The 24917-nt window shown below is 59.7% G+C and carries 21 protein-coding genes; 11 read left to right on the forward strand and 10 right to left on the reverse strand.

Annotated features, from left to right (window positions below):
• Nucleotides 1-12 precede the first annotated feature (12 nt).
• The 4 genes from E4K64_RS27740 to E4K64_RS27755 are packed head-to-tail and all read right to left on the reverse strand — an operon-like array spanning nucleotide 13 to nucleotide 4773.
• Nucleotides 13-1104: an acyltransferase family protein gene (locus E4K64_RS27740; protein WP_135166324.1), complete on the reverse strand. Its 1092-nt coding sequence runs from the start codon at nucleotides 1102-1104 to the stop codon at nucleotides 13-15.
• Nucleotides 1101-2207: an acyltransferase family protein gene (locus E4K64_RS27745; RefSeq protein ID WP_135166325.1), complete on the reverse strand. Its 1107-nt coding sequence runs from the start codon at nucleotides 2205-2207 to the stop codon at nucleotides 1101-1103. The genes E4K64_RS27740 and E4K64_RS27745 overlap by 4 nt, the downstream gene beginning before the upstream one ends.
• Before the next feature lie 9 nt (nucleotides 2208-2216).
• A complete protein-coding gene (locus E4K64_RS27750) occupies nucleotides 2217-3554 on the reverse strand; it encodes a hypothetical protein (protein WP_135166326.1) in 1338 nt (445 codons plus the stop codon).
• Between the two features lie 7 nt (nucleotides 3555-3561).
• A complete protein-coding gene (locus tag E4K64_RS27755; RefSeq protein ID WP_235884798.1) occupies nucleotides 3562-4773 on the reverse strand; it encodes an acyltransferase family protein in 1212 nt (403 codons plus the stop codon).
• Nucleotides 4774-5345: 572 nt separating this feature from the next.
• Here E4K64_RS27755 and E4K64_RS27760 point away from each other — a divergent pair.
• The 3 genes from E4K64_RS27760 (at nucleotide 5346) to E4K64_RS27770 (ending at nucleotide 8848) form a co-directional block, all read left to right on the forward strand.
• Nucleotides 5346-5936 (forward strand): hypothetical protein, encoded by a 591-nt coding sequence (locus E4K64_RS27760; RefSeq protein ID WP_235884799.1) that lies wholly within the window; start codon nucleotides 5346-5348, stop codon nucleotides 5934-5936.
• A 31-nt stretch (nucleotides 5937-5967) separates the two neighbouring features.
• A complete protein-coding gene (locus E4K64_RS27765; RefSeq protein ID WP_135166327.1) occupies nucleotides 5968-8169 on the forward strand; it encodes a Wzz/FepE/Etk N-terminal domain-containing protein in 2202 nt (733 codons plus the stop codon).
• A gap of 388 nt (nucleotides 8170-8557) precedes the next feature.
• Nucleotides 8558-8848 (forward strand): hypothetical protein, encoded by a 291-nt coding sequence (locus tag E4K64_RS27770; protein WP_135166328.1) that lies wholly within the window; start codon nucleotides 8558-8560, stop codon nucleotides 8846-8848.
• Between the two features lie 39 nt (nucleotides 8849-8887).
• On the opposite strand, the gene E4K64_RS27775 is transcribed toward E4K64_RS27770, so the two are convergent.
• Nucleotides 8888-10318: an undecaprenyl-phosphate glucose phosphotransferase gene (locus E4K64_RS27775; RefSeq protein ID WP_135166329.1), complete on the reverse strand. Its 1431-nt coding sequence runs from the start codon at nucleotides 10316-10318 to the stop codon at nucleotides 8888-8890.
• Between the two features lie 27 nt (nucleotides 10319-10345).
• Here E4K64_RS27775 and E4K64_RS41640 point away from each other — a divergent pair, with 27 nt between their 5' ends.
• From E4K64_RS41640 to E4K64_RS27785, 3 genes are all read left to right on the forward strand, one after another.
• On the forward strand, nucleotides 10346-10468 hold the full coding sequence (locus E4K64_RS41640; RefSeq protein ID WP_283812336.1) for a hypothetical protein: 123 nt from the start codon (nucleotides 10346-10348) through the stop codon (nucleotides 10466-10468).
• A gap of 189 nt (nucleotides 10469-10657) precedes the next feature.
• Nucleotides 10658-10879: a hypothetical protein gene (locus E4K64_RS27780; protein ID WP_135166330.1), complete on the forward strand. Its 222-nt coding sequence runs from the start codon at nucleotides 10658-10660 to the stop codon at nucleotides 10877-10879.
• 50 nt (nucleotides 10880-10929) lie between these two features.
• Nucleotides 10930-11667: a metallophosphoesterase family protein gene (locus E4K64_RS27785; protein ID WP_135166331.1), complete on the forward strand. Its 738-nt coding sequence runs from the start codon at nucleotides 10930-10932 to the stop codon at nucleotides 11665-11667.
• A gap of 77 nt (nucleotides 11668-11744) precedes the next feature.
• Here the strand turns inward: E4K64_RS27785 and E4K64_RS27790 are convergent, their stop codons facing one another.
• Complete coding sequence (locus E4K64_RS27790; protein ID WP_126260569.1) at nucleotides 11745-12023, reverse strand: hypothetical protein; 279 nt, start codon at nucleotides 12021-12023, stop codon at nucleotides 11745-11747.
• 329 nt (nucleotides 12024-12352) lie between these two features.
• On the opposite strand from E4K64_RS27790, the gene E4K64_RS41245 reads away from it, so the two are divergent.
• Complete coding sequence (locus tag E4K64_RS41245) at nucleotides 12353-12874, forward strand: hypothetical protein (RefSeq protein ID WP_235884801.1); 522 nt, start codon at nucleotides 12353-12355, stop codon at nucleotides 12872-12874.
• 529 nt (nucleotides 12875-13403) lie between these two features.
• On the forward strand, nucleotides 13404-13640 hold the full coding sequence (locus tag E4K64_RS27800) for a hypothetical protein (protein ID WP_135166332.1): 237 nt from the start codon (nucleotides 13404-13406) through the stop codon (nucleotides 13638-13640).
• A 2012-nt stretch (nucleotides 13641-15652) separates the two neighbouring features.
• Here the strand turns inward: E4K64_RS27800 and E4K64_RS27820 are convergent.
• A complete protein-coding gene (locus tag E4K64_RS27820) occupies nucleotides 15653-15991 on the reverse strand; it encodes an H-NS histone family protein (protein ID WP_135166334.1) in 339 nt (112 codons plus the stop codon).
• Nucleotides 15992-16382: 391 nt separating this feature from the next.
• Between E4K64_RS27820 and E4K64_RS27825 the strand changes: the two genes are divergently transcribed.
• The gene (locus E4K64_RS27825; protein WP_135166335.1) at nucleotides 16383-17162 is read left to right on the forward strand and encodes a hypothetical protein; all 780 of its coding nucleotides are present in this window, start codon (nucleotides 16383-16385) and stop codon (nucleotides 17160-17162) included.
• Nucleotides 17163-17181: 19 nt separating this feature from the next.
• Here the strand turns inward: E4K64_RS27825 and E4K64_RS40600 are convergent, their stop codons facing one another.
• Entirely contained in the window at nucleotides 17182-17490 is a 309-nt protein-coding gene (locus E4K64_RS40600) for a hypothetical protein (protein WP_167772295.1), read from the reverse strand.
• A 2524-nt stretch (nucleotides 17491-20014) separates the two neighbouring features.
• The gene (locus E4K64_RS27835; RefSeq protein ID WP_135166337.1) at nucleotides 20015-20956 is read right to left on the reverse strand and encodes an alpha/beta fold hydrolase; all 942 of its coding nucleotides are present in this window, start codon (nucleotides 20954-20956) and stop codon (nucleotides 20015-20017) included.
• A 234-nt stretch (nucleotides 20957-21190) separates the two neighbouring features.
• Here E4K64_RS27835 and E4K64_RS27840 point away from each other — a divergent pair, with 234 nt between their 5' ends.
• Nucleotides 21191-21787 carry a phasin family protein gene (locus tag E4K64_RS27840; RefSeq protein WP_135166338.1) on the forward strand — a complete coding sequence of 199 codons (597 nt, stop codon included), beginning with the start codon at nucleotides 21191-21193 and terminating at the stop codon, nucleotides 21785-21787.
• A 550-nt stretch (nucleotides 21788-22337) separates the two neighbouring features.
• Here the strand turns inward: E4K64_RS27840 and E4K64_RS27850 are convergent.
• Nucleotides 22338-23324 carry a VOC family protein gene (locus E4K64_RS27850; RefSeq protein ID WP_135166340.1) on the reverse strand — a complete coding sequence of 329 codons (987 nt, stop codon included), beginning with the start codon at nucleotides 23322-23324 and terminating at the stop codon, nucleotides 22338-22340.
• Nucleotides 23325-23803: 479 nt separating this feature from the next.
• On the opposite strand from E4K64_RS27850, the gene E4K64_RS27855 reads away from it, so the two are divergent.
• Nucleotides 23804-24601, forward strand: coding sequence for an alpha/beta fold hydrolase (locus tag E4K64_RS27855; protein WP_135166341.1), 798 nt, complete (start codon nucleotides 23804-23806; stop codon nucleotides 24599-24601).
• Nucleotides 24602-24917 lie beyond the last annotated feature (316 nt).

Below are 24917 nucleotides of genomic sequence, written 5' to 3' on the forward strand. Positions count from 1 at the left end.
GCACGCGGTGCCTCAAACCGATTGCCCGACCTTCAGCGGTCGAAAGAACATGCCCCGGATCGCCCCGTCCAACAGGCGCCTCAGCCTCACCTCGATCAGCTCATAGCTGATCGCGCTCGCGACCAACGACAGCACCAGCCCGAGCGCGATGAAGCCGGCCCACAGCAGCCAGCGATCGACGCCGGCGGCGACCAGCTTCAGGCCGATCACCTGCAAGGGGAACAGCACGAAGGGATGCACGAGATAGAGGCTGTAGCTGATCTTGCCGACATATTGCAGGGCCGGCGCACTCAGAGCCCGGCCGAGGCCCGACTCGGGGGCAAGCACCATGCCGAACAGCAGGAAGCCGGGAAGCAGCCCCACGAACGGGTGAAACAGCACCAGGCTCGCATACATCGCCGCTCCGCAAGCAAGCCCTGCGATCAAGCCGAGGCGCCCCGGAATAGCGATGCGAAAGCCGGTGGCGCTGAACAGCATGCCGATGCAGAAGAAGGCCGTGATCGGCCAGTGCAGAAGACAGGCGATGCCCAGCAGGATCAGGGGCGCAGCCAGTAGCCTGCCCCCGCTGCGCCACATAGAAAATGTCAGCGCGAACCAGATGTAGAATGCCCACTCATAGGTCAGCGTCCAGGCATTCTGCTGGGCAATGGGCAGGCCGAGCGCATCCTGCACGAAGAACAGGTTGGCTGTGAAGATGGCGAGATAGTTCGGCAGATCGATCCCACGGAAGAACTTGTAAGCGACGATCGGACCAATCGCGAACAGTGCGAGATGCAGGACGACGAACACGGGCATGATGCGCAGGACGCGATCGAAGAAGAACCGCGGCAGCGACCCATGCCGCACCAGGCTCGCCGGGATCAGAAAGCCGCTGATCATGAAGAACAGCTCGACACCGTGCCCGCCGACATTGATCACCGATTGCAGCCAGGCCCAGAGCGGCGGCAGGAATCCGGGATCCGGGATGTCGTACATGCCGCCCTTCGGCATGTCGTAGAAATGATCCATCAGCACGCTCAGCGCCGCAATGCCGCGGAGCCCCTGGACCGACGGGACGAACGATCCGTCATAGGCGGGGCCGGCTTGGTGCGGAAGCTTGGTCACTCTGCAGCCCCTTGGGTGCTGAGCGCAGGCTCGAGAACCACCTTCTTTCGGCGCGCCGAGCGGAACCGGTGTCCAAAGGCAATACTGGGTTTCTCGACGAATAGAAACGTCATCCAGCTGACGAGAAGCGACAGCGCCAGGTTCAGCAGCAGGAAGAGCGACCATCCGAGCGGCCCGTCGCCGAACCAGAAGAGGCGATGGATGAAGACGATCACGAACGGCGACATCAGGTAGACCGAGTAGCTGATCACGCCGACAAAGGCCATCGGGCGCCACGCCATTCTCTCGCCGAACACGGCAAAGCCGATGAAGACCAGCGCCGCGCAGACATAGGCCGCTCCAATCGAATAGCTGTAGAAGAAATTCTCGTGATACACGCCTCCGAACCGCCGGTCGGACAGGGTGATGGCGAAGATCGCATACAGCAGCGTGCAGACGGCGACGTGGGTCCATCGCAGCTTCCCGCCGATCACGGTGTCGCGGATGATCTTGCCCAGGAACATCGCCGACAGGTTCAACCCGACCTCCATCACCGAGGAAACGGTCCTGTTCTCCACCAGCAGCGCGGCGCTGGTTCCGATCAGCGCCGCCGCAACGACGATCGTCACTGCCGTGAAGCGCTGGTTCAGCAGCCCCATCGCGAACAGAATAGTGCATCCGACGTAGAACAGCAGCTCGATCGCCAACGTCCAGTAGAACACCCAGAGGTTCGGGACATTCACGAAGGTCTGCAACATCGTCACGTTCGCGGCGACCTGCCCGAGCGGATAGACCTTCGACTCCAGCAGCTGCATCGTCAGCAGCCCGATGACGAGCGAGGTCCAGTAGGCGGGATAGAGCCGGAAGAAGCGGCTGATTGCGAAATCCCGCACCGGCGTGGCGCTGTCGGGAAAGCTGAACGGAATGACGAAGCCGCTGACGAAGAAGAACAGCACCACGCCGAACCGGCCGAAGTTCATGTAATAGCCGAACACGTCGTGGATGGGCCAGTAAAAGGCGCCCGTCGGATGTTTCTCGACGATCACCTCGAACACGTGCTGGACCAGGACCGACAACACGGCAATGCCGCGCAGCGTGTCGATGAATGCGAGCCTTTTATGCATCGTTCGTTCTCACCTGCTTCCGCTCGCCGCCGGCATGTCCGGGCGGAAGCCTTCCAATGACGGCATCGGTTGCCGCATGACGACCGGTACGACGTCGCCCGCCCGTGCGGAGGCCGCACGGCGCGAGAACACCTCGCTAAAGCTCAATGCGATGATCAAGAGCCCGGACGCCGGACCGTAGTTCAGAACGGTGATCGTGAACAAATTGACGACGAAGATCAGCGTCAGCTTGTAGACGTCGGTGGCGCCGAACGTCGCCCGGAACACCATCACCATGAAGGCAACGAATGGAAGACCGAACATTAGATAGGTCCCGATGTAGAAATTGTCGACGGGCACCCAGAAATGCGCGAGCGGCGAGAACAGCTTCTGCGGGTAATTGAAACAGCCCGCGCCGCAGCCGGTCACCAGACCGATCGGCATCAGCTGGTTCATGTACACGAACGGCAACTGCCAGCTGTTGTTGATGCGATCTACGATGCTGAACAGAGTCGAGTGCGGCACCGCCGCCGTACCCGATGCGAGCACGATCATGAAGAACGGCACAAAGATCGCGGCAAACGACCACAGCGCAATGGCCCGAATCGCGGGAAACCGCGACTTCTCCGGCAGCATCCGCACCAGCACCAGCAGAATCAAATAGAGCACGAGGACGATCATGGTCGTCTTGCTGGTGGTCAGCTTGATGGCATAGATCGCGATGGAGCCGAACAGGAGGCACCAGGTGGTGCTCATGCGGATGGACGTGATCGCGAACGATACCAGGATGAAGAAGGCCGCCATGGTATTGTCGGCCGCAAACCCCATGAGGCGCTGGTCGTCGCCGCCATAGGCCCACCACAGCCGGCCGGCCTCGCGTACCGCGCCGAAGGATTCGTATTTATAGCCCACCCAGGGCATCAGGTAGAACTTGGTCAGGAGAACGCCGATCACCGACAAATAGAAGGTCACCGCGATGATGGACAGCAGCTTGCGGTACGAGCCGAGACTGGAATCGCAGAAGCAGAACCCGACGAACACCGGGAGCATCATCTTGAACGACGAGATCGCCGCATTGGCCGTGCCCATCATGAAATAGCCGAGCACAAGCGACAGCATGATCTGCACCAGCACCAGCAGCGCCAACGTGCTGCGATTGCGCAAGACGCAATGCACGAAGAACTGGATCAGGCACAGAAGCGCGACGCCGTCGGGCAGGTACCAGAGCGCATCCATGTGATAGATGCTGGTGTAATAACGGATCACGCCGCCGAAGGCGTCGCGGACCAGATAGACCGCGAGCGCGATCGCCTCGATGTTGAGGCTGATCAGCGTCATTCTGGGCCGTTGCAGCGCGAGCATCGTCATATTCGAATCAGTTCGTCAGCCGCGCCGAGCGCGCGGGAGATCGCGCGAAATCCCGACGGCTTCCGAGCGCATTTCGCATGAACTTGCCGCCGGGAATTTCGATGTAGAGATAAGTGAAGTGAGAAACCGCCAGGACGGCTGCCAGCGAGACCACGAGGTTCAACGTCGCCGGCAGGCCTGCCCACACCGAATCCAGCGCGGCGATCCGCCCCGCTCCCACGGCCCGCACGAAATATTCGGCGAGCAGCACCACGAGCGCGTGCACCATATAGATCGAGTAGGAACGTTTTCCGAGCCAGACCAGCGGCTTGGCCACCAGGATCCGCGGCACCAGCAGCGCATCCGGAAAGGCCAGCAGGCTGCCGAGGAAGACCGCAAACGTCACCGGCGCAAGGAAGGTCGATGCAGGACTGGTCTCCGCCACGGACACCAGCACGATGCTGGCTATCATGGCGACGAATTGCAGCGCGCCCTGAACTGCGGGGCCTGGCTTGGCCGGCAGTCGATCGACGATCCTGACCGTGAGCACGCCCAGAAAGAAGCTGACGAAGCAGCGCAGGATGCCGAAGTCAGTCTGAAGCCCGAGGCTCCTCTTGTCGAGCACGAAGATGATGAAGACCAGGCTTCCGACCGCAAGCGCGCCGCAGAGGACGTAGAACCACAACAGGGACCGCATGCGCTGGGCAAAGAGGACGATCAGGCCGAACACCAGGTAGGTGTAGAACTCGACGCTGATGCTCCAGCTCGGCGCGTTCCAGCTGAGATAGTCGATGAATCCCATCGAATGCAGCAGCAGGACGTTGAGACCGAAGGAATAGGCATTGTTCACTTCGAAGGCCGCCGGCGCGGCCACGACGACGCCCGCCATGACCAGGCTGATACGCAGCAGGCGAAACAACAGATTTGCCATCAGCATGACGATGTGCAGCGGATAGACCCTCGCCAGGCGCCGCACCATGAACTCGCGCAGCGAGAAGCGTCCGAAGTCGCTCTCGACGTAGCTGAGCGACATGACGATCCCGCTGAGAACGAAGAACAGATCGACCAGCAGCCAGGAGCTTCTGAAGAACGAGCAGTTGATCCACGCATTGTGCGGAAACGCCGCGAGGAACGTCGGCATCAGCAGCAGATGGTGAATTACCACCGACGTCGCAGCGATGCCCCGGATGCTGTCGAGCGGCAGGACATGCGCCTTCTCACGATGAACCAACTCCGTCACATCAACATTCCGTAGCTATTGCACCGCAGCAGTGTGTATCAGGACTCGCGCGCGTTCAATCTCTGCGATCGCGGACTCGCATTCGGCGCATGACGATCGACGATAATTTCAACGCTCGCAGTTCGTTCGGACATGCGAGCGCCAAGTTCACGCCACTTTTTGCTTGAGACCGCCGCGCATCGGCGCGCAAATCAATTCGGCCGTGATCATTGCGAGCATTTGCGTATAAAGTGTGCGCGAAATTCGGCGCTGTTGCGATGGAGGCCGGCGCTCGAGATTCATTTGTCTAATGTGAATGTCGCAGTAGAAAAAATTCTCTCATTGCCGGGAACAACAAGAGTGCGACGCGACTTGTGTCGGTTTTGCGACGCGTCGGTCCGCGAGTGCCTGATATGTTTTCACGTTGCAACATTCGTGAGCGCGACATGCCGATCTCGCAGGCATTGTAATTCGTCTCTTTGCAACCGACGCAATGTCGCAGAATGTTTGTTCGTCATCGACGATCGTGCGTCAGCTTTTGCGCCGCACAAAAAGATGACACAGTTACCTGCCAAGTTTCGCCTGTTCTCCTATTGCAACAGAAGCAAGGAACACGGATGGGCCGCGGACTAACACGTCGTCATGCACAGCCGCGATGGCTACCGACCGTCTTGATAGGTTCGGCGCTGATCGTCTGGAGCGTCGATGCTTGCCGCGCTCAGTGCGTCGAATTTTCGGACCGTGCCTCGCAACTGGAACTCGACACCTTCGTCAAATCGCCCTCCTCCCTTCTGGAGCGGCTGCGCAACGACAAGGAGAAGCTGAGATACCGGCTCGCCACCTATATCGCCACGAATCCCTCGGTGTTGCCGTCCGTGCAGACACTGATCTCCGCATCCACTTCGACGGACCGCTCCTCGATCGGCGCCGCGCTGAGGATTGCCGAAGGGAGGTGCACGTCGACGAAGCCGGAGGCTGCACGCAAGATCAGGGATTTCGTGCAGCGGGTCGGCGATCTCAACGTGCAATCAGGTTATTCCGCCGCGGGCGACGACGCCTCCGGCGTCCAGGCTCAAGCGCAAAACAAAGGCCCGACGCCGCCGCCCCGGGGAGGGGCGCTGCTCGACGGCGAATGGAAGACCAAGCTGGCCAATCCTTTCAAACCCGTCCCCCTTCCGAACTGATCAGCGATCGTCAGAGGCAACGAAGCAGACAATGTACCAACCCAGAGAACATTTTCAGTCGGGACACCGATTCGGCATCGAATTCGGCGGAGCGGTCCTCAGCTTCGAGCGCGTGGCGGACGTCCTGCGCCGGCAATGGCCGATCATCGCGGCGTGCACCGGAGCTTCGCTGGCCCTGGTAATCGTCTATCTGGTTCTGGCGCAACCCATGTACACGGCGAACGCCCGCATCATGATGGATACGCGTCAGACACAGGTGCTGGACAAGGACAGCAACGCGAGCAGCGCCCTCATCGACACCGGCTACGTCGACAGCCAGGTCGAGGTCATCAATTCGGACGACCTGATTCTCTCGGTCGTCCGTCGCCTGAAGCTGACGGAGGATCCGGAGTTCAATGGCTCCAATCCAGGCCTGCTGTCCATGGTCCTCGGCAAGGTCATGTCGCTGTTTGGCACCGGCGAGCCGGCGTCCCAGGAGCGGCTCGAACATGCCGTGGTCGAGGCGGTTCAGAAGAGCCTGAGAACCGAGCGCGTCCTGACGACGTATGTCTTGTCGTTGAACTATCGCTCGCGGAGCCCCGACAAGGCCGCCAAGATCGTCAACGCCATCGCCAATGCCTATCTCGTTGGCGCGCTGGAAGCCAAATATCAGTCCACCAAGCGGGCAACCGAATGGCTTCAGCAGCGCAGCATTGAGCTGAGCGAGCAGGCCACCGCCAGCGACCGTGCCGTGCAGACCTTCAAGGCCGAGCACAATATCGTCGGAACCAGCCGCGGCCTGATGTCCGAACAGCAATTGTCGGACCTCAATACCCAGCTGGTTCAGGCGCGGGCGTCGACGGCCGAAGCCAAGGCCCGGCTCGACCGGATCAACGCGATTTCAGACCAGGACGTCGCGCAATCGACGGTGACCGACGCTCTCAACAACTCGGTCATCACCCGCCTGCGCGCGCAATATCTGGACCTCCAGGCCCAGTATGCCGACTGGTCGAGGCGCTACGGCAAGCAACATCTTGCGGCAGTCAATCTGGCCAACAAGATGGAGGAGCTGCGCAAGAACATCGCCGACGAGCTGCATCGGATCGGCGACGCCTATCGCAGCGACTATGAGATCGCAAAGAGCCGCGAGGCCTCGCTCGAGAAGAACGTCAAGGAGCTCGTCGCCCAGGCCGGCGATACCGGCCAGGCCGCAGTCAAGCTGCGCGACCTCGAAAGCGCCGCGGACACCTACCGCAACCTCTACAACAACTTCCTCGAGAAGCTGCAAAGCGCGACGCAGAATCAGAGCTTTCCGCTCAGCGAGGCGCGCCTGATCAGCACCGCCACCAAGCCCGAACGCAAGAGCTCGCCGCGCACGGTGCTGGCGCTGGTGGGGGGCCTCGTCGGCGGCCTCTGCCTCGGCTTCGGTGTCGCGTTCGGGCGTGAACTGCTCAGCGACGTCTTGCGGACCCCCGGCGAGGTCGAGGAGGAGCTCGGCGTCAAGTGCCTCGGCGTCCTGCCCGATATCCGCCCGCCCACGAAGACCGGCCCGTCCGATCTGTCTCGCTACGTCGTCGATCATCCCTTTTCGCGGTTTGCCGAGACGTTGCGCAACATCAAGGTGTCGATCGACGTTGCGCGCCTGACCCGCGAGATCAAGGTGATCGGCATCGTGTCTTCCCTTCCCAAGGAAGGAAAAACGACGGTGGCGGCCAACTTCGCACAGCTGATCGCCCTCACCGGACATCGCACGGTCCTCATCGACGGCGATCTGCACACGCGCTCGCTCACCCGGGAGCTCGCCCCCAACGCCAAGAGCGGACTGGTGGAGGCTCTCAGCGATCCGGCGAGCCTCGGCTACCATGTGCAGCGAAGCAAGGAGACGGGCCTGGATTTCCTGCCCTCCGTCGTGGCGTCCCGCATGGTCAATTCGGCCGACGTCATTGGATCGAAGGCGATGGCCGAGTTGCTCAAGGTGCTGAGAGAGCACTACGAGTACATCGTGATCGACCTTGCCCCGGTGATGCCGGTGGCGGACTCGAAGGCCGTCAGCCTCCTGATCGACGCCATGGTCTACGTGATCGAATGGGGGCAGACGACGCGAAGTGCCCTTCAGGAGTCGGTTTCCGGGTCGGAAGTCCTCCAGAAGAAGCTGCTCGGTGCCGTGCTCAACCGCGCCAACCCGAAGATGCTCAAGCGCATCGAGGCGTACAAGGGGAAGCACCACAACAGCTACTACGTCGAGCATACCTAGGCGGCACCGCGCCCAGCCGATCTGGAACGACCTCGGGCCCGTTGCCATTTGGCAGCGGGCCTTTTTCGTGCTTTGCGGAATTGTTGCGTGAAGGCGGTCGAGCGCGCCTTCGCCTGCGCGAGCGGGGATTGCCCCAAGCCCCTGGACCTGCTCCGGTCTCCGTATTCGTCCGGAATCCACAACTTGCAGTTATTGCTCTAGCCAAAAACAAGGATTGACGAAGACGGTGACGGCTAGGACAGTGCGCCAGTCGGCCAACGTTTATCGATAAGACGAGACAATCCGGTCCTCGACGCCTCAAAATGCCGAAACTTTGGGCATCTTTCTTTCTGGGTTCCCTGAGGCTAATCTCGGCTCGTACTTGTAGTTCCTTTCCGGCGGGCTCGGAATGCTGATCGTCCTGACGATTTTGACTATTTGGGTCCTGCTCAACATCCTGTTCGTGTTGATCGTGGTTCCTCCACGCAAGGCGCGCCGGCAGCCGATGGCGGCGCCGACGCTCTCACCCGCGCCCATCGATCCGAGCCGACGCGACATCGAGCAGGACGAACCGTTCTCGATCCGCCATGTCATCGTCTCCGTTGCGATGGGGGCCTTCTTCGTGCTCGTCCCGCCGTTGCTGGCCTTGCGGGATGCGATCATGCGGCTCTTCGGCAGGTCGACACGAGACGGAACCTGAACTCCAGCGCCTGCACCTCAGATCATCGGGTCATTGGGGTCAGTAGGCTTCCTGGAACATCACGGCGGACGCCGTGCGGGCCATGATCTTCAGGTCGAGCCAGATACTCCAGTTGCTGACGTACCAGACGTCGTACTCGACCCGCTTTTCCATCAGATCGATCGTCGGCGTCTCTCCCCTGAACCCGTTCACCTGGGCCCAGCCCGTCAACCCCGGCTTCATGTGGTGCCGGTAGACATACTTGCTGATCAGCTCGTCATAATAATTGTCATGGGCCAACGCATGCGGTCGCGGCCCGACCAGGGACATATCCCCGCGCAGCACGTTCCAGAGCTGCGGCAGTTCGTCAATGCTCGTCATGCGCAGGAAGCGCCCGATCTTGGTGACCCGGGCATCCCGCTTGGTCGCCTGGGCGATGGTCTCGCCGTTCTCGCAAACGGTCATGGTTCGGAACTTCCAGATCTGGAACGGCCTGCCGTTGAAGCCGCGGCGCGATTGCCGGAATATGACGTTTCCGGGGGAATCCAGCTTGATCAGCACGGCAACGGTCAGCAGCAACGGCGTCAGCATCACCAGCGCGAACAAGGCCACGCCAACGTCGAGGCAGCGCTTTTGTAGCCGCTCCAGAATGGTGAGAGGCGGCCGCTGGATTTCGACCGCGACGGTTCCACTGACCGGCAGGAATGGACGGGCCACGAGATCAGCGACCGGGTCGTCCGGCAGCAGGCGTATGGGCTGTGGGACGGCGCGCAAATATGGCCCCAGCTTGCGAAGCATCGGCAATTCGTTCCAGTCGATCGCAAGCAGATATTCGTCGACGTCGGCCGAGCGCGACTGACGGATCACGTCACGAATCTGCCGCTCCCAGTGGCCGTCATCCCGATCGGCTCCGAGCACGAAATGGCGCATCACGTCGAAGCCATTCCTCCGCAGGTCCTTGAAGCGGCTCGACGTGAAGTCGAGCGGCTTGAGGCTGAGCAGGATCACCTTGCGATCGACCAGCCGACTTCTCGCAAAGCTGGTGCCGAACACCGCCTGCCAGACGAAGCGGAGGCTGATCAGGCCAAGTCCGCCGATCACAGCGAACACGATGACGGTGCCGCGCGATAGATTGTCCGTCGATTTCAGCAAGAAGGCCGCAACGGCAAGGATCGTCAGCGACGTCAGCCAGATCAGCACCGCCTTTCGAAGCTGCCAGACGACGTTGAGCAGACGGTGCGTGGCATAGACGTCCCGGAAATAGGCGACCGCCACGAACACCACGCCGACGAACAACCCCGCTCCCACCGAAGCACCGTCATTGGGCGAAGCGACGGCTGCGCCGTACAACGAAGCCCCGGCGGCATAACTCAACAAGATCAGCAGAAAGTCAGCCGCCATGACCACGATCTGAAATGGCCTCTGAAGAGAGCCACCGCGCGTCGATGAGAGCGTGTGAGCGTTTTCAGAACCATAAGTTGCAACAGCCATTCGAACCTCTGCCTATCGAGAGAGTGCTTGACGCTCATCGTGATGCTGAAGACTCGTCACTTCCCCGCACGGAAAGTGTTCAGTGATCGCAGCGACATTGTGGCGCTGCACGCAAAACTTTTGCGTCGCAAGGATCGTGAGCCGCGTTGAAATGCGCAGCGAAATTCGTTGCGATGAAAATGTCGTCACAGTGATGACATAGGAGCGAACGCGTTGCCCTATTTTGAATCAAGTTCCACATCCGACGCGGCACCTGATCGTCGCGCGAGCGCTTGCCGCTCATCTTTCAGGCGACGTAATTCGCCGATGAAGCACGACGAGTCCCTTGCGAGAATTTCGATGAATTTCTATCTGGGCGTGCAGCTGACAATTCGGCTTAGGCATGCAACTTTGCCGCGCTCTCGCATTCAGCAATGCAATTCTCGCGCACCGATCATTCGCGCCGCCCGCATGACCAGGTCGGCAAAAACTGCAGCGCCCTTCTTTTGGCGTGATCGAGCCGGAGAACAGGAACGCTCCCTCGCCGAATTCACGCTGTTCGTGTTGGATGGAAGCTCCTAGGTGCCGGCGACTTGGGGAAATTTTTCGACCACCCGATCGATTTGAGCGCCATGATATCTCTCGCCCGACCGCGTCCGCCGATTCCCAAACCGCAATTGCCGGAGGGAGTCCGCATCTATGCGATCTCGGATATTCACGGGTGCGCGCATCTGCTCCAGCCCATGTTGCGGGTGATCGACGCCGACGTTGCCCGCAGCCGGCCGCGCTATGCGGTCGAGGTCTTCATGGGCGATTACATCGATCGCGGCCCCAATACGCGCGCCACGCTCGACGTCCTGGTCGAACGGAGCCGTCGGGGAAACGCGGTGTTCCTCAAGGGAAACCACGAGGCATTTCTTGTCAGCGTGTTCGAGGATCCTTCGCTGTTCGAGGATTGGATTGCGGTGGGCGGCGCCCAGACGTTGATGTCCTACGGCCTCCCCCCGCCGGACCTGAAGCGCGACGAGCCCGCATCGATCATGCGCGATCTGATACGGGCAATGCCCACCGAACATCTGGAATTTATCGACAATTTGCGGCTGAGCTTCAGTTGCGGGGATTTCTTCTTCGTTCACGCCGGCGTTCGCCCGGGCGTGCCACTGGCCGAGCAGACCGAGCGCGATCTGCTTTGGATTCGCGAAGAATTCCTGCGCAGCGAGCAGCAGTTCGGCAAATATATCGTGCATGGTCATACGCCGGTCCGCAGCGCTGAATTCCTGGCGAACCGGGTCAACATCGACACCGGCGCCTATGCGACCGGCAATCTGACCCTGATGAGCATCCAGGGCAGCCGCATGCTCGCAGTGTGAGGTGACGACGGCCTGCCATTGCCCGCCGAAGCCGGGCTCGCGCCTCGGCAGGGCTGCCCACATGTCCTGATCGGACTCTAGTTGAGCAAGCAGGGCTTCTCCAGCCGCGCACGCGTCTCGGCCATCCAATCGTTCCAGGCTCGCTCGTGCTTGACGTAGAGCTCCAGCCAACGCTCCCCGTGTCCGTCCTGACGGACACTGCGCCGCTCGACAAGCAAGTCGGCGCCAAGGCGGGCGCCTGGATTATCGAGGGCTTCGAACTCGACCGTCTCCGAAATCGTCAGGCCGACAAGCACGCGTTGTCCCGCGCCATCCACGATGTAGCGCCGGGGCGCGTCCCTCTTGGGTTCGCTCATCTCATCATGCCCCCTTCGTATCAATGAGAGATCCTGCGTCCTGCCTGCGCGCCGAACATTGCCTAAAAGGCTCGTCGGGCGTGGCCGAACGTTGAGGTGGGAGTTGGACCGGCCGTTCGGCGCCAGGCGTCACGGGATGATCTCGCAGGGCTTCGCTGGATGCGCCAAGCACGCAACGCGTATCCCGAGATGAGTCCAGCGCTGAAAATGAAAGCGGAGAGGAATGCAGAAGTCATGGGAGTCGCCTTGGATAGTCCAGAACCTATCAAGAGCGAGCAGTGTGTCGACATCATGATTCTTGCCGACCTCTTGGCGCCGAAAGATTGTTCATGCCTGACCTCGGGAGTGCACGCGGCGTAATCTCCGCGCGCATCGATGGCAACGATCAGGATTCCTCCATGAGCAGCACTCTATATAGAGAGACGTCCTCGCAGACCCCGGCCTGTCCGACACCGTTGCAGTCGGGCAAGCCTGACGCGGCTTCCCGCGAACAGGAAATTTCGGGCCGACCGGCCGGCCCACGCCCTTGCAACCGTGCGGAACCCGTCGCATTATTTCGCATCGCATTTTACGAGGGATTCAATCCAATGAACTTCCGCGCTCTTATTCCATCAATTGCCCTGGCCGCTCTTGGCCTCGCCGTGACGGTCTCGGTTGCACCGGCCGCCGAACTCGCGCTTGCTACGTCGCACCGGGCGACCGCCGTCCAGGGCGGCTTTGTGCTGTGGGATGACGTGTACCCGCCCGCGATCTATGGTCCCCAGCTTCGCCCGGTCGAGGAAGTCGCGGCCATGAAGGCGCAGGCACGGCCAGTGTCCCAGCGCTGGTGGGGATATTGGTACGTGCGGTAGGTTCGACCGCACTCGGCTCAGCTGAACTAACAACGACCCACAACTGCCGCTCCCCTGCCAGAGGGGGCGGCAGTTTTGTTTGAGACCAAATGAGGGACGGGAGAGGATGTTTCCGCAATGAGACAATCCCTAAAGAGCTTCACCCGGCGCTTCGCGCCAACCTCTCTCTCCCGCAAGCAAGCGGGAGAGGTGAGCAAGCCGCCGCGCTAGTCGATCGGACCTAAGGCCATTCGGCTTTGGGCCACCAAGAATCTGCCATTGTGCAGCGTGCCGCTCACATTTTTCGGGCTCTCGTCCATGTGGCTCGTTCCATCGGCATCATATCGATCTGGAGATGGTCGTTACCCGACCCGAAATTCTGCAGGTGGGCCGAAGCCTCGTTACCGCCGAGCAAAGGTGCACCATCCACAGACTCGATGTGACCACCGGCGATGCCGATGCCCGATAGCTTAAAGCTATCATTGTCAGCGTCGAGATTGTGAATGGTATCGGCAGCACCGGCTGAGATGCTGACGAAACGGAAATTGCCATGGCCTGCACCGGCGTAAATCTCATCGGCACCGCGCTGGCAGCAATCGTCGTATTACCTGACGTGTTGCCGATCGTGATCGCGGCATCGACCTTCTCGACGGTGGTCACGGTGATGTCAGCAAGGGGAAAGCGGCAGGGTTGGTTCTGCGGCCAAAAGCACGCTGCTCCACGATTGAGCACAAATTGCCTCACAACTGTCATAGCGCTTCCACCGCATCGCAAATACTTCGTCTAGCAATCAATAATGTCAGGCGAGCTTTCGATGATCAGACATGCGGTCCGCATGCTGGCCATAATGTATTGCGTTTGCGGCCAGCCCGCCTACTCAAACGATGAATCTCAAGTGGTGACGCCACCGCTGTCATTCTAACAATTCTGCATTCAATATCCCGAAGATTGCCAACGCCACGACGACCCAAGAATCCGAGATTTGCGCTTCTCAATCCAACGTTGGCGAGAACTTGCGCAGATCAATTCAGCGGTGAATTTCGGCATAGCACCAAAGGATCCGTCCGCAAGTCGGCGAAACACCGAGGGGCAGATATTTCCTTACGAAGGTAATTGCGGCGCCGTCACAAAGCGCCAGGGGAAAACGTGGCTAGAACCCCACCACTCGACGATTGGGCTCCGCGTGAAATGTCCTGAAAATTCAAGCCTGCTGCAGCCAAAGCATACCATCTCGGAACAGGGAAATATCGATCGCGAACTGGCAGCGTTAGCAGGCAACCGGCAAGTCTTCATCGCGCCACCTGCTTGCGGCCTCATAAGCTCCCCGAAAGTGGCTTGCCCGCCTACAAACCCAATTTTGCCCGACCTGGAACGCGTCTGGGAGAGACAGTCGTCCGTCGCGCGACCTGCGCCTTGGCATCCAGCACCTTGTCTCCAGCTCGTGCAGCGCGCGGAAGGCTGATCTCGTCCGAAAGGCTCGTGCCTCTCCCTGGCAGACCTTCTGAACCAACGTTGGTGTTTCCTTGGGCCTGTGTTGCCGGCCCGGATCTGTTTCGGGATGACGCTCGGCCAATGGCCATTTGGTCCTCCTTGCTCGTGCCGCTCCCGACGGCACCGATCGGCAGGCCATTTTGCGCGTGGCCAGCCCCTGCATTTCGTGCGGCCTGGGCTGCCGCCCGCGACCTCGCCGGCGTGGCGGGCTGAACGTTCGGATTGCTCGGCTCGGCGTTGATGCCTGGATTTCCGCCGGTGCCCGTATCTTTCGTCCCCATTCCTGGGGTTGCTGACGAACCAGCGTTACCTGCCCCCGTCCCCATTCCAGAGGGTGCCGACGGGCCAGCGCTGGCGCTACTCGCGCCCGTCCCCGTGCCTGCGCCTCCGGACCCGGCACTAGCAATGCGTTCTAGCGCGAGGACCACCAGAAATGAGCTTGCGACGATGGCGACAAATAATGGAGGCTTGGCACGGGGCATCTGACGATCTCCTTTGCCAAACTTCTATTAACCACGACGCCGCAACTTGGTTCCTGTTGCTGCGAGACACGATCGTCGCCGACCCACACGCTTCTCGACTGGTAATTGGACTAGTTCGCCGAAACGAGCCGTCCGGCACCTGCTGACTCATCAGCGCACCTGGGCCAAGACCAGCCTTCCTCTCACGCACACTCTTTTGAAGGTGGATGCCCATTCGGTTGCGGTCGCCTACTAGACGCGGCCCTCTTGTAGCGCCGCCAGCTCTCCTAGAGCATTGCTGAGACAACCCCTCTTAAGGCCTGGCAACCCGTAAATTTCCCAAGTGTCGGCCACGAAGCTCGCTGGTTTACTGGTTCGAGCCGAGTGCCCGCAGCATGAAAACACCGAAGCCAAAGCAATGGGCTAAAGAGGAGACCCAACGACTGCTCAGGCTTGCCCGGCAAGGAGTTGGCGCCGGCAGAATCGCCGCCGAACTCGGCCGCTACGCGGGGTCCGTGAGGCGAATGGCCCGGCGGATGGGACTGCTGTTGAAGAAATAGTCATCGAGCGATTGTCGGTATGCCTACCCAAATTGTCGCACGGCTGAATCCTACAGCTCAAACTTTCGGCCAATCTCCCGCATCAACCACGAACGCAGCGTCGTTATGGCGGCCATAGAAGAGCGCGCGGTCCAGCCGAGAAAGATGGCCATTTCAATAGCGCGATGACAATCCCTCCAAGCATGGTTGTATGCCGGATTTCGACGATGCTGTGAAGTAATGCTCCCGGCCGCAGGATGGGGGCACAGCCGTCGCCGGCATTCTCATTCCAAATGCCGCAATCGCCTTCAATTCGCCTGGCGCTTTTGAACCGAAGCCCGCTCGATGAGGAAATCGTCTAACTTCCGACCGCCTCGGAGCTGCGGCTGCAGCCACCGCGGCAGCCTGCCGCGGCCGGACCATGTCTCCGCCGGGTTCTTGGGGTTGCGGTATTTGGGACGAACGGGCGGGTATGGACGGCGTTTACGATCGAACCGTGTGGCCTTCTCGGCTAGCCCAATCCTGTGAAGCCGTTCCTCCAAGTGTGCTTTTTGCACCAAGATTTTCTGAGTAAGGCTGGCAGTGACCTGCTGGTGAAACATCCAGAGCTCATCAAGGGAGAGCGAATTGAAATGGGCAGCGTCCATGGCGAGATCCGAGGTTAAAAACGAAGGCCCCAGCACAAAAGTCTGGGATGAAGGAGGAGGCAAGCCGCCAGACCAATGATAATCGCACAATCCACATTTAAATGCGGGAGGTGGCGAGGAGAATGGCATGAGGGCGGTAACATCATGGCGGAGCATTTAATTTGTCGGGAGGAGGTAACGCCCACTGAGGTGGCAAACCAGGGTCGTGACATCGAGAAACTGGCCGCCGGTCAGCTGCGCTTTGGCCCGCTTAACTGGGCGCATGGCCGCCCTGGCGTATTAATTCGACCGACCAGCGACACATTTAATTCATTGCGCTGCCAGATTTAAGTCGTATCGGGGCCCATGTTGCCGCGAAGTCTCGGGTGGGGGCGATCACCGGGAGTTTTCGATGTCCGGTCATTTGCGATGTTATTTCGCCAGTTTGGTTCTTCTTGGAGGTCTTGCGGCAACACCTGCGCTCTCCAGCCCGTTTACTGACTTGCTCAATCCTGCTCCTCGCGAGCCCGCTGCAAGCTCTTCGGCGCGACCGGAATGCTTGGCACAGCCCGGCAACCCGCCAGGCGCCGGCCAGCGCTGGGTGTATCGGCGGGAAGGCCGCAGCAAATGCTGGTTCTTGGCCGAGGGAGTCGCGACGGCGCGAGAACCGGGTCATCGTCGCATCGCTAACCGCACCGTCAGGCCCAAGGAGGACGAGGACGAGACCATGCGGCAGAGGCGGAGCCCTGTAAGCGATGCGCGCGCGGAGTTATCAAGCTCTGCGGCGGCGGGCGAGCCTCAACCGACGCCGCCGGCACGCGAAGTGAAGGTGGCTGATGCTACTTCTGTTTTCGATGCGGGCGCGCCAATCCTGATTCCGGCGACACCCGTCTCGGGTCTTCCCAACAGCCAACTCACGCCCGAGCAATCCGTGCCGCCCCAAGTCGACGCGGAGAAGCTTTCCGCTGCCGCGCGAGCCGACTCATCTCCAGTTATGCCGATGGGCGCGCGCGATGAACAGGTGCTCGGCGAGGCGCGCAGCCGGACGTTCACTTGGCTAGGTGTGGCGCTGATGATGCTGGGGAGCTTCTCGATCTTAAGCGCGAGCCGCGCACTTCGGCACGCGGTGAGATTACGCCACCGACTTGCTCGCAGGTTACCTGAAAGCTTCGGTGAGCTCCTCGCGCGCTGATATATCCGAATTGCAACACTTATAATGTTCCGCGCGTCTGCGCTCCATCTGGTACTGCCTCGGGACGATGTTCGAGTATGATGCGGTCCCTCTTGCGCTTGGGACTGCCATCATGCGGTACAAAGTGTTCATGGTGGACAGCGGTCGGCGCGTGATCTGCGCTGCAAAGCTTGACTGCATTGACGAGCAGGCGGCGAGACGTCGAGCCGAGCAAATGCATGGCGAGCACGACGTTGAGCTTTGGGACGGCGATCGACTTGTTGCGGTGTTCCGAAGTGCATCGAATGAAGATCTTGGGCGAGCGCGCGATCTTGGATAAACGCCCCATCTCGCCGCCGAGTTAGTTCGAACGTTGTGAGCTACGCCATGGCGGTTGCCGACACGTCGCAGGGACATACTCGCCCAGGTCGCTACTCCGCGCGATAAAGGCGTCGGCCTTCCCCAGTTAATTGTAGATACGAGGATCGCGGGCCCTCCGTGCGCAAGATCGCACCAGCGAGCCGACGAAGGTCAAGCTGCGACCCCGTCGGGTCTCCAGTCTAAACGGCTCTCGCTCTGCCGTCAGCTCTGGTACGCCGTCTTCGGCCCATTGTTCTCGCTTCTACGCGTCGGAGCTTACTTCGAAGCTTCTCCACCTCTCTAAGCTCCGCCACAAGCGCTTGCAGCCGTTCGCTCAGAACAGCACAAGTATAAGTCTGACGCGTACGCGACATCACATGCCTCAGAACATGCCTCTGAAAACGGCTAAACGTAGAAAATCGTGGGAAAAGAACAAGAACCGCTCAACCGAATCTCAATGAGCTAAAGCCGCAGCCGCCAGATGCTCCCAGTACTCTGCCTCTGCGAGCAGCCTCCAGCTTCTATCCGGTTGGAGCGCGGCAGTCTGTCGGCAAAGCAAAGCCATAGCGCGAAAGCGACGAGCAGCGTCCATTACGACCTCCCATGTTTTCTTTTCCCCAACATATTTTTCAATTTTGCGATGGAGTCATCACGATTATATCGAATAATCAAATTTATTATTGAATAGCAGGTAATTAAGTTCCGTTCGCGCGTGAACAGGAGTTGGTTTCGGTTTAAGCTTCGCATCGGTTTCGAATGCTAGTAGCCGGGGCTCTATTGCGCAGTTAAAGCGCACGAAAAGCCTGCGAGACAGCAACCTGCGAGACAGCAACACGAGATGCGAAGCTTCGTGCGCGATCATCGCAATCTCAGAATAGCGACCGGCTGGGCACGGCAGTACGGCGCGGAAATTTGCCACGGCTCTTCGTCGGCATGTCGGGTTCACTAAAGCGGTTGGCGCGAGCGGTGGGGTTGCTTCTTAATGACTAATTGAATGGTCCCATTAATCTTCGTCAACCGCGATCGGCGAGCGTCTTACCGCCTCAGCTCGCGTTGCTGTGCGCTCCACAGCAACCCCTCCTCGGAGAGGGCATCGACCACTGCCAGGCTCTTCAGGCCCTTCCGCGACCTCGATGCTCAGTCTGCCATCTAGCGGCTGGTTGCTATCGACATCGCAGAACTCTCCTGGGACATGCAACCTGGATTCTGCGGCATAGACTCCTGAACCTCCGGCGTTCACGAAGGGCACGTCTTGCCAAAGGTGCTCGGCGCAATGGTCCGCAATGCACCGTCCCCGCTTCGCGAACGAGTCTTGCTGGCGAGGCCCTGCATGGATCCCAAGGTCGTCAGCAAGCGGCCTTCGACGGACGAGATGACGAAGCATGAGGCGGCGCAGATGATGTAAGCGCCGGGATCTTTTGTTCGGGGGCGGGGCCGGGGAAAAGACCCGCCGAACATTCGATTGCCTGGTAACAGGGAATTTTACAGGGAAACCCCGGCGCAATCGCCGCCACCACAACCTAAGAAACGACAGAAACGCCTTCGAATACAAGCCTGTCGCCGTGATCGGGCGCCAACACAGAACAGGGAATTTTCGCTGAAGATCAGGGAACGGGCGGCGCCCGAACAGGGAACGCCCGTAAGCGTCCATTGCTCCCGCACTTCCCTCCTTCACTCTGGCGTGTATCTTGCGCGCCCATTCCTAGGCTACTGAGGCGACGTATTGATCCTGTTCGAGCGTCTGCTGAACGCCGCACACACCAAAGGAGTACCGCATCATCGCGCGGTGGACCGGCGGCGACCGCGTTCCACAATGTTGCATGTCTGCGGGCCGATTCGCTTGAGACTAAAAACCCAGTCCAGATGCCGCGGCTTTCGTCCTGCGGCTCTGCAGTGCGCGGGCCCAGCGGCATAGTTTGAGGTGAGTAGCGCGGCGGCGAGAAACTGCTCAATGTCGACCTGGCCCGGTCAGGACTGTTCGGGCGTGAGCTGGCTGCTGGGAAGATCGGGGGTCGTTGACCAATCGCACAACGAAGCAGCGACCTTTGAGAACACGACGGTCATTGGCGGCAGGCTTGGCCGCTTAGGACAGAAGGCTTGACCGTGCGGTTCGACGAACTGGTCCCATCGCCAATCGACAAGCGCTTGGGTGAGTGTGCTGCGGAAACGACTGGCGGCCTCTTGCGTTTACTTGAGCCGCACGCTTCGGCGCACAGTGAGACTACGCCAGTGAGATACCGGCATACCGGCTCAAGCGGATGGCGCGAGACTCCTGCAGCCTAAGGCGACTGCCGCCCGTCATTATACGGCTTGCCGAGCTAGAGTTGGCATAGCGATCCTTGCTCGACGGCCGCTTGCGCGGCGAGCGAATCCGCAAAGGAGACTTTATAGAAGAACGCCGCCGACAGCGGAGTCTGCTTTTGCGAAAGACGTGAGCCCAGGGTCATCTCTCCAGGCACATGCCGGAGCGTCTGACCGCGAAGTGGAACCACACAGACACGCCGCCGCCCGCCTTAAGAATGGGTCATCGAATTGATGGCATCGACGATGGCCGCCAGGTCTGCGTGCGTGACCATGTGTCCAGCATTCGGAATCAAGTGAACGTCGGACCGAGACAGCGCGTGATGTAAATCTCGCGCCTGTTTGCGTTCGATCACTTGATCCTCTATTCCATGGAATATGTGCACTTGCTCGCCCATGGTCGAATAATAAGTTTGGAATTCAGCTGCAGTTGGTATGAGGAGGGCGCTTTCCTCCGCAGCCGCCCTCAATTGTGTGGGCCTGAGAACGAGAGACGCCGGAAACTCATTCTTGAACGACTGCGGGACAGCGCGGGGCGCGAATATCTTGCGGAGGGCGGCCGGCAAGATCGCCCACGAAATGATAGGCGCGACAGTGTAACTGACCAAGTCGCCCAAGACCGGTATGGCTGGAGCCGACATGAGCCAGACGTCCCATCGGACGGTCGGGAAGTAGTATCCGGACGCAAGCACGAGACCTCGGATTGGAAAATCCTTCCGGACGGCGAGAGCCATAGCGACGAAGGCGCCCCAAGAATGGCCCAGCACCACAGGATTCCGGATCCCGAGCTGGTTGAGCGCCTTCCCCAACAAAGCGGCTTGAGCCGCTGCGCCCCATATTCGGAGCCGCGGCCGCTGACTATAGCCAAATCCCGGGCGGTCGAAGCATACCACGCGCTTGCTGCGAGCAAGGAGATCGACCAGCCCACTGATTGTGAAGTCCTGGATCATCGATCCGTTGCCATGGAGCAACACGACGCAAGGAGCCGCGGGATCACCCCGATCGATATAGTGGAGTACTACGCCGTCGCACTCCAGAAACTTACCAATCGGTGGATTCCGTCGTTCGGCCAATTTGGCGACGCCGATGTTACCGATGACGAGAAGGGCCAACATCACGGCAGCGGCGAGCAATACGGTTTCAGCGGTGGTCATTACTGAGCCAATGATTGGAGGGCCAAGATAATGGAGGGCCAAGAACATTGGCCCCGTACTAAGGGAATAATTGGAAGTTGAAGCGCTCGTTCCTGCGCGCAATGGCAGAGGATTGATTAAAAATCGCTCGCCCAGGAACAGTCGAAAAATGCCAACGTTTGCTCGCTTAGGATCACACCTGTGATGAAGAGCATAGGATCCGACCTCACCAACAACAAAATGATGGAGCGACCAATGGCCAATCCCCGCCCCGAGGAAAAGTCTGCGCAAAACCCTGAGGACACAATTCGTCGGGCCGCCGAGAGGACCGCTGAGCAGACCAGACGGATCGGCTTAGCTGCCGCCGAGGCCGGGGAGGAAGTGGCGCAAGCCGGCGGCCATCTCCTGCGGCAAAATGCCGAGATGTTGCAAAATACTCTGCGTTTCGGCCTCGATATGTCCACGGCAATGATGGGCCGCTCCACTGAACAGCTAGGTCGCACGTTCGGTTTGACGGGCGATGAAGCGCAGCGAGCAGCGGAACGCTCGGTTCGCAATGCCGAAGCCATCATGTACTCTACGACCGCGGTCGCAAAAGGAATGAACGGTGCGTCGCGCGAGTACTTCGATTTCGTTCGACAGCAGATCGAGAGGACCATGGACCGCATGAATGAACTCTGGCGCTGCCGAACTCCTCACGATTTGGCGGCCGTTCAGACTGATCTGGTGCGCGACACCATCAGCAGCGCCCTGGATACAAGCCGCCGGATGGCAGACTTGTCTCGGAAGGTGGCTGACGATGCGGGAAACCATATAACCCAGAGCATCGAGCGCATGCGGCAGGCTGCCTAGGCAGCAAAGATACGCTGTTCGGCTCACCTCCTGAAAGCGGATGCGATTGTCAACCACGCACTCAGCGGCTGGCGTCACTTCCTACAGGTAGGGGGCCGCCGTCTGGTCAAAATGAATTTCTTGACTGCATGAATCGGTGCGAGCAAGCCCTCGCGGCCGGCGCGACCTACGCGGCGGAGTGACTAGCACAACGAAGAGCAGGTTCAGCAGCAGCCAACAGCCGACCGCGATGAAAATGTACTTCATACCGCCTCAAGGGTGCCATCGGAAGAGCACTGCAAGAAGAGCGGCAGCAACGATCGCCAGCCAGATCATCGGAACAACGAAGGAGGCAAAATGCCAATCCACGTCGCGGCGCCTGGGCTGCATTGTGTCTCCTTACGGAGGCCATGCGTCGTCGTCTCAGCGGCCGCTATCGTCCTTGCCGTTGGGGCTGCCGCCTCCGCCGCCGTTGCCCCAGCCGTTGTTGCCGTGATGGTCGTGATGGACCGCGCCTGCGCCCGACTTCGCGATCGCATCCGATGTGAGGGATGTCGACTGAAACTTCAGGTCATCGCCCGGAGGTGATGGCGTCCCACCACGGACAAACGCCACTTAGCCTTTCGTAATTGCCTTCCATCACCTGAAGCGGGGCACGTCGCCCTTCAGGTGGCAACTGCGCTGGGGGCGGCGCGTCGCCAAGAACGGATTGCACCAATCCCTCATGCCCCCAGAAGCTGGCCAAGGTGCTCATTTCTATTGGCTGCCACGTTGCGACATCTACTTGGCGACCGCCCCAGCCATACTCGATGAGAAAATTCGATGGCGTTTGCATGTAGAACGACGTCATGTAGTCGTTATTGTGCCGGCCGAGTGAAACCTTCACCAGGTCGGCCGCCCGCGCGATATCGTAGCCTTGGCCGACATCATCCAGCGAGTACAATTCGACCAGGAGATGATGCATGCCTTGCCGAGAGTTCTCGAACAGTGCAAGGCTGTGATGACGGGCATTCGTATGCAGGAAACAGATTTTCGGTTCACGCGTATAGTCGCTTATCTGAAAGCCTAGCAACTCCCGATAAAAGGCCAGTGCCGCCTCAAAATCAGCGACCATGAGCACAATATGCCCCATGCCCTCCGCGCCGGTCCGAAAGCCGGCGATGTTGCGGCCAGGAGCAAAGGGCGCGTCGGCGAGCGATGGACCGTAAAACGCCTCCAGCCGGTTTCCCGCGGGATCGCGAAATGAAATGAGACCGCGAACAAACCGCTGATCAGCAAGTGAGGCCGGCTCGCGTCGTACGGCAACACCTGCTGCCTCGAGTTTTCCGGCCAGCACATCTAGGCTTGCGGCGTCAGCAACCTCCCACCCGAAGAAGCGCTCCGTATCCGCACGCTCCCGGTCAACGATGATGCGCTGACGGCGATCGTCCATGCGGAAGGAGCGGCAGGAAGCGGCCCGGTCTACCAACTGAAGCCCTACCTGGCGTGTCGCAAACTCAGACCACTCCTCGACGTTTTGTGTGCTGATACCAAGATAACCGAGTGCTTGAACTGGCATGAACGTTGCCCCAAGGTCAGCAATGTTTCAGATAACGATATCACGGTCGCGACCATTCGAGGACCTTCTTGGCTTCGAATAGGGTCCGTTTGCCCGTTGACAGAAAGACTAAATTCTACGTCCGCGAGACGCGAACCGCAATCCGCCATTTCTGGTTCTGGCCCATCTCGTCATTTCGCGGCGAAGCAACAATTCGGTCGCTTTCGGAGAGAAGCGGACATTCAGCGAGCGGCGCTTACAGAACCGGATTTATGAGTACGCGCCCTAGGGGCGTGTACTCATAACCGTCCGCTCACAAACGCAAACCGGAAGTCTCGCGCCTAAACTGTCATGGGCCGCTTGTGACCCATGGCGGAAGTCACCGACTGGACCAAAAGATTTCCTTCCAAGCTGGCCGAACTTGTCTTCCCCGCATCCAATTTTGGCGATTAGATAGTCCCACTGGTATTTAACCCATTTTGTTGCACCGGAGGGATTTCATGACCTTTTCAAACGTTACCCGCCGCAGATTGATCGGCGGTCTCGCGGCCGGAGTAAGCGCGGTCTCGGTAACTTCATCAAGCATCAGCAGTGCGCGTGCTCAATCCGCGCAAAAGACTTTTGTTCTTATTGGTGGCGCCTTTTACGGAGCATGGTGTTGGCATCGTGTCACCGAGAGGCTCGAAAAGCAGGGCCATAAAGTCTATGCGTTTACGCTCACGGGATTGGCAGAACGCTCGCACCTCCTCAGCAAGGACCTAAATCTCGACACGCATATCGCAGACATCGCAAATCTCGTCGAATGGGAAGACCTCACAGACATTTGCCTCGTTGCGCATTCGTATGCCGGATGTCCCGCATCGGGTGCTCTGGAGCGCATCGGAAACCGTGTGTCATCTATTGTCTGGGTGGACGCAATAAAACCCGCCGACGGCCAATCCTTTCGAGACCTGGTCCCCTTTCCGCTCGAGGAGGGCGCGATCAGCCGTCCTGCCCCCAAAGCGCTCCCTCCCACGGCTTTTAGCGACCCCAAAGACGTTGCGTGGGTTCTATCAAAGGTAACACCACAACCGATTGGTACTTGGCTGCAACCGGTGAAGCTCTCCGGTGCGCGCGAAAAGGTGGCGAAGAAGACCTATATCCGCTTACCCAAATTCCAACTGGCCGCCCTGGACAAAGCGGCAGGGGAGTGCAAATCCGACAATTCTTGGACTGTCCTCGAAAACACGACGTCTGGCCACTCGGTTATGATCGCCGAGCCGGATTGGTTGACTGACGTGCTGGTGAAAGCAGCGTGAATTCGATCTGATCAAGAGCAACTTCTGGGCCGCACGATGTCGGTTGTGGCCCAGCGATCCGCCTCGCCAGGCTTGCGAGTAATCCGCGTACGAATGACTTCCGCTCATGAGCCCGATGCGGACCTTGGGTGTGGTACGCCAACGCGGCGCTATTGGGGGCAGAGCGGACCTCGTACGGAGATGGCTGCGCAACTTTATGAGTACGCGCCCTAAATCACTCCCTTTTTCGCGACGCGCAAGCTGCGGACGTAATATCCTTGTCGCTGAACGGTCGACCTAATCTCTTCGCTTACTTTGAGAATTCGTTTTCTGCTCG

Origin of the sequence: Bradyrhizobium frederickii (genome assembly GCF_004570865.1) — a bacterium.
In the GTDB taxonomy this organism is placed as follows: Bacteria; Pseudomonadota; Alphaproteobacteria; order Rhizobiales; family Xanthobacteraceae; genus Bradyrhizobium; species Bradyrhizobium frederickii.

Excerpts from the sequence above, each read along its gene's own strand:
- E4K64_RS27855 (WP_135166341.1), top strand. The coding sequence starts at position 23,804 with ATGACCTTTTCAAACGTTACCCGCCGCAGATTGATCGGCGGTCTCGCG.
- E4K64_RS27765 (WP_135166327.1), top strand. The coding sequence starts at position 5,968 with ATGTACCAACCCAGAGAACATTTTCAGTCGGGACACCGATTCGGCATC.
- E4K64_RS27745 (WP_135166325.1), bottom strand. The coding sequence starts at position 2,207 with ATGCATAAAAGGCTCGCATTCATCGACACGCTGCGCGGCATTGCCGTG.
- E4K64_RS41245 (WP_235884801.1), top strand. The coding sequence starts at position 12,353 with ATGCCTGACCTCGGGAGTGCACGCGGCGTAATCTCCGCGCGCATCGAT.
- E4K64_RS27825 (WP_135166335.1), top strand. The coding sequence starts at position 16,383 with ATGTCCGGTCATTTGCGATGTTATTTCGCCAGTTTGGTTCTTCTTGGA.
- E4K64_RS27775 (WP_135166329.1), bottom strand. The coding sequence starts at position 10,318 with ATGGCTGTTGCAACTTATGGTTCTGAAAACGCTCACACGCTCTCATCG.
- E4K64_RS27835 (WP_135166337.1), bottom strand. The coding sequence starts at position 20,956 with ATGACCACCGCTGAAACCGTATTGCTCGCCGCTGCCGTGATGTTGGCC.
- E4K64_RS27800 (WP_135166332.1), top strand. The coding sequence starts at position 13,404 with ATGGCCTGCACCGGCGTAAATCTCATCGGCACCGCGCTGGCAGCAATC.
- E4K64_RS40600 (WP_167772295.1), bottom strand. The coding sequence starts at position 17,490 with ATGGGGCGTTTATCCAAGATCGCGCGCTCGCCCAAGATCTTCATTCGA.
- E4K64_RS27840 (WP_135166338.1), top strand. The coding sequence starts at position 21,191 with ATGGCCAATCCCCGCCCCGAGGAAAAGTCTGCGCAAAACCCTGAGGAC.
- E4K64_RS27820 (WP_135166334.1), bottom strand. The coding sequence starts at position 15,991 with ATGGACGCTGCCCATTTCAATTCGCTCTCCCTTGATGAGCTCTGGATG.
- E4K64_RS27850 (WP_135166340.1), bottom strand. The coding sequence starts at position 23,324 with ATGCCAGTTCAAGCACTCGGTTATCTTGGTATCAGCACACAAAACGTC.
- E4K64_RS27750 (WP_135166326.1), bottom strand. The coding sequence starts at position 3,554 with ATGACGATGCTCGCGCTGCAACGGCCCAGAATGACGCTGATCAGCCTC.
- E4K64_RS27790 (WP_126260569.1), bottom strand. The coding sequence starts at position 12,023 with ATGAGCGAACCCAAGAGGGACGCGCCCCGGCGCTACATCGTGGATGGC.
- E4K64_RS27785 (WP_135166331.1), top strand. The coding sequence starts at position 10,930 with ATGATATCTCTCGCCCGACCGCGTCCGCCGATTCCCAAACCGCAATTG.
- E4K64_RS27770 (WP_135166328.1), top strand. The coding sequence starts at position 8,558 with ATGCTGATCGTCCTGACGATTTTGACTATTTGGGTCCTGCTCAACATC.
- E4K64_RS27780 (WP_135166330.1), top strand. The coding sequence starts at position 10,658 with ATGAATTTCTATCTGGGCGTGCAGCTGACAATTCGGCTTAGGCATGCA.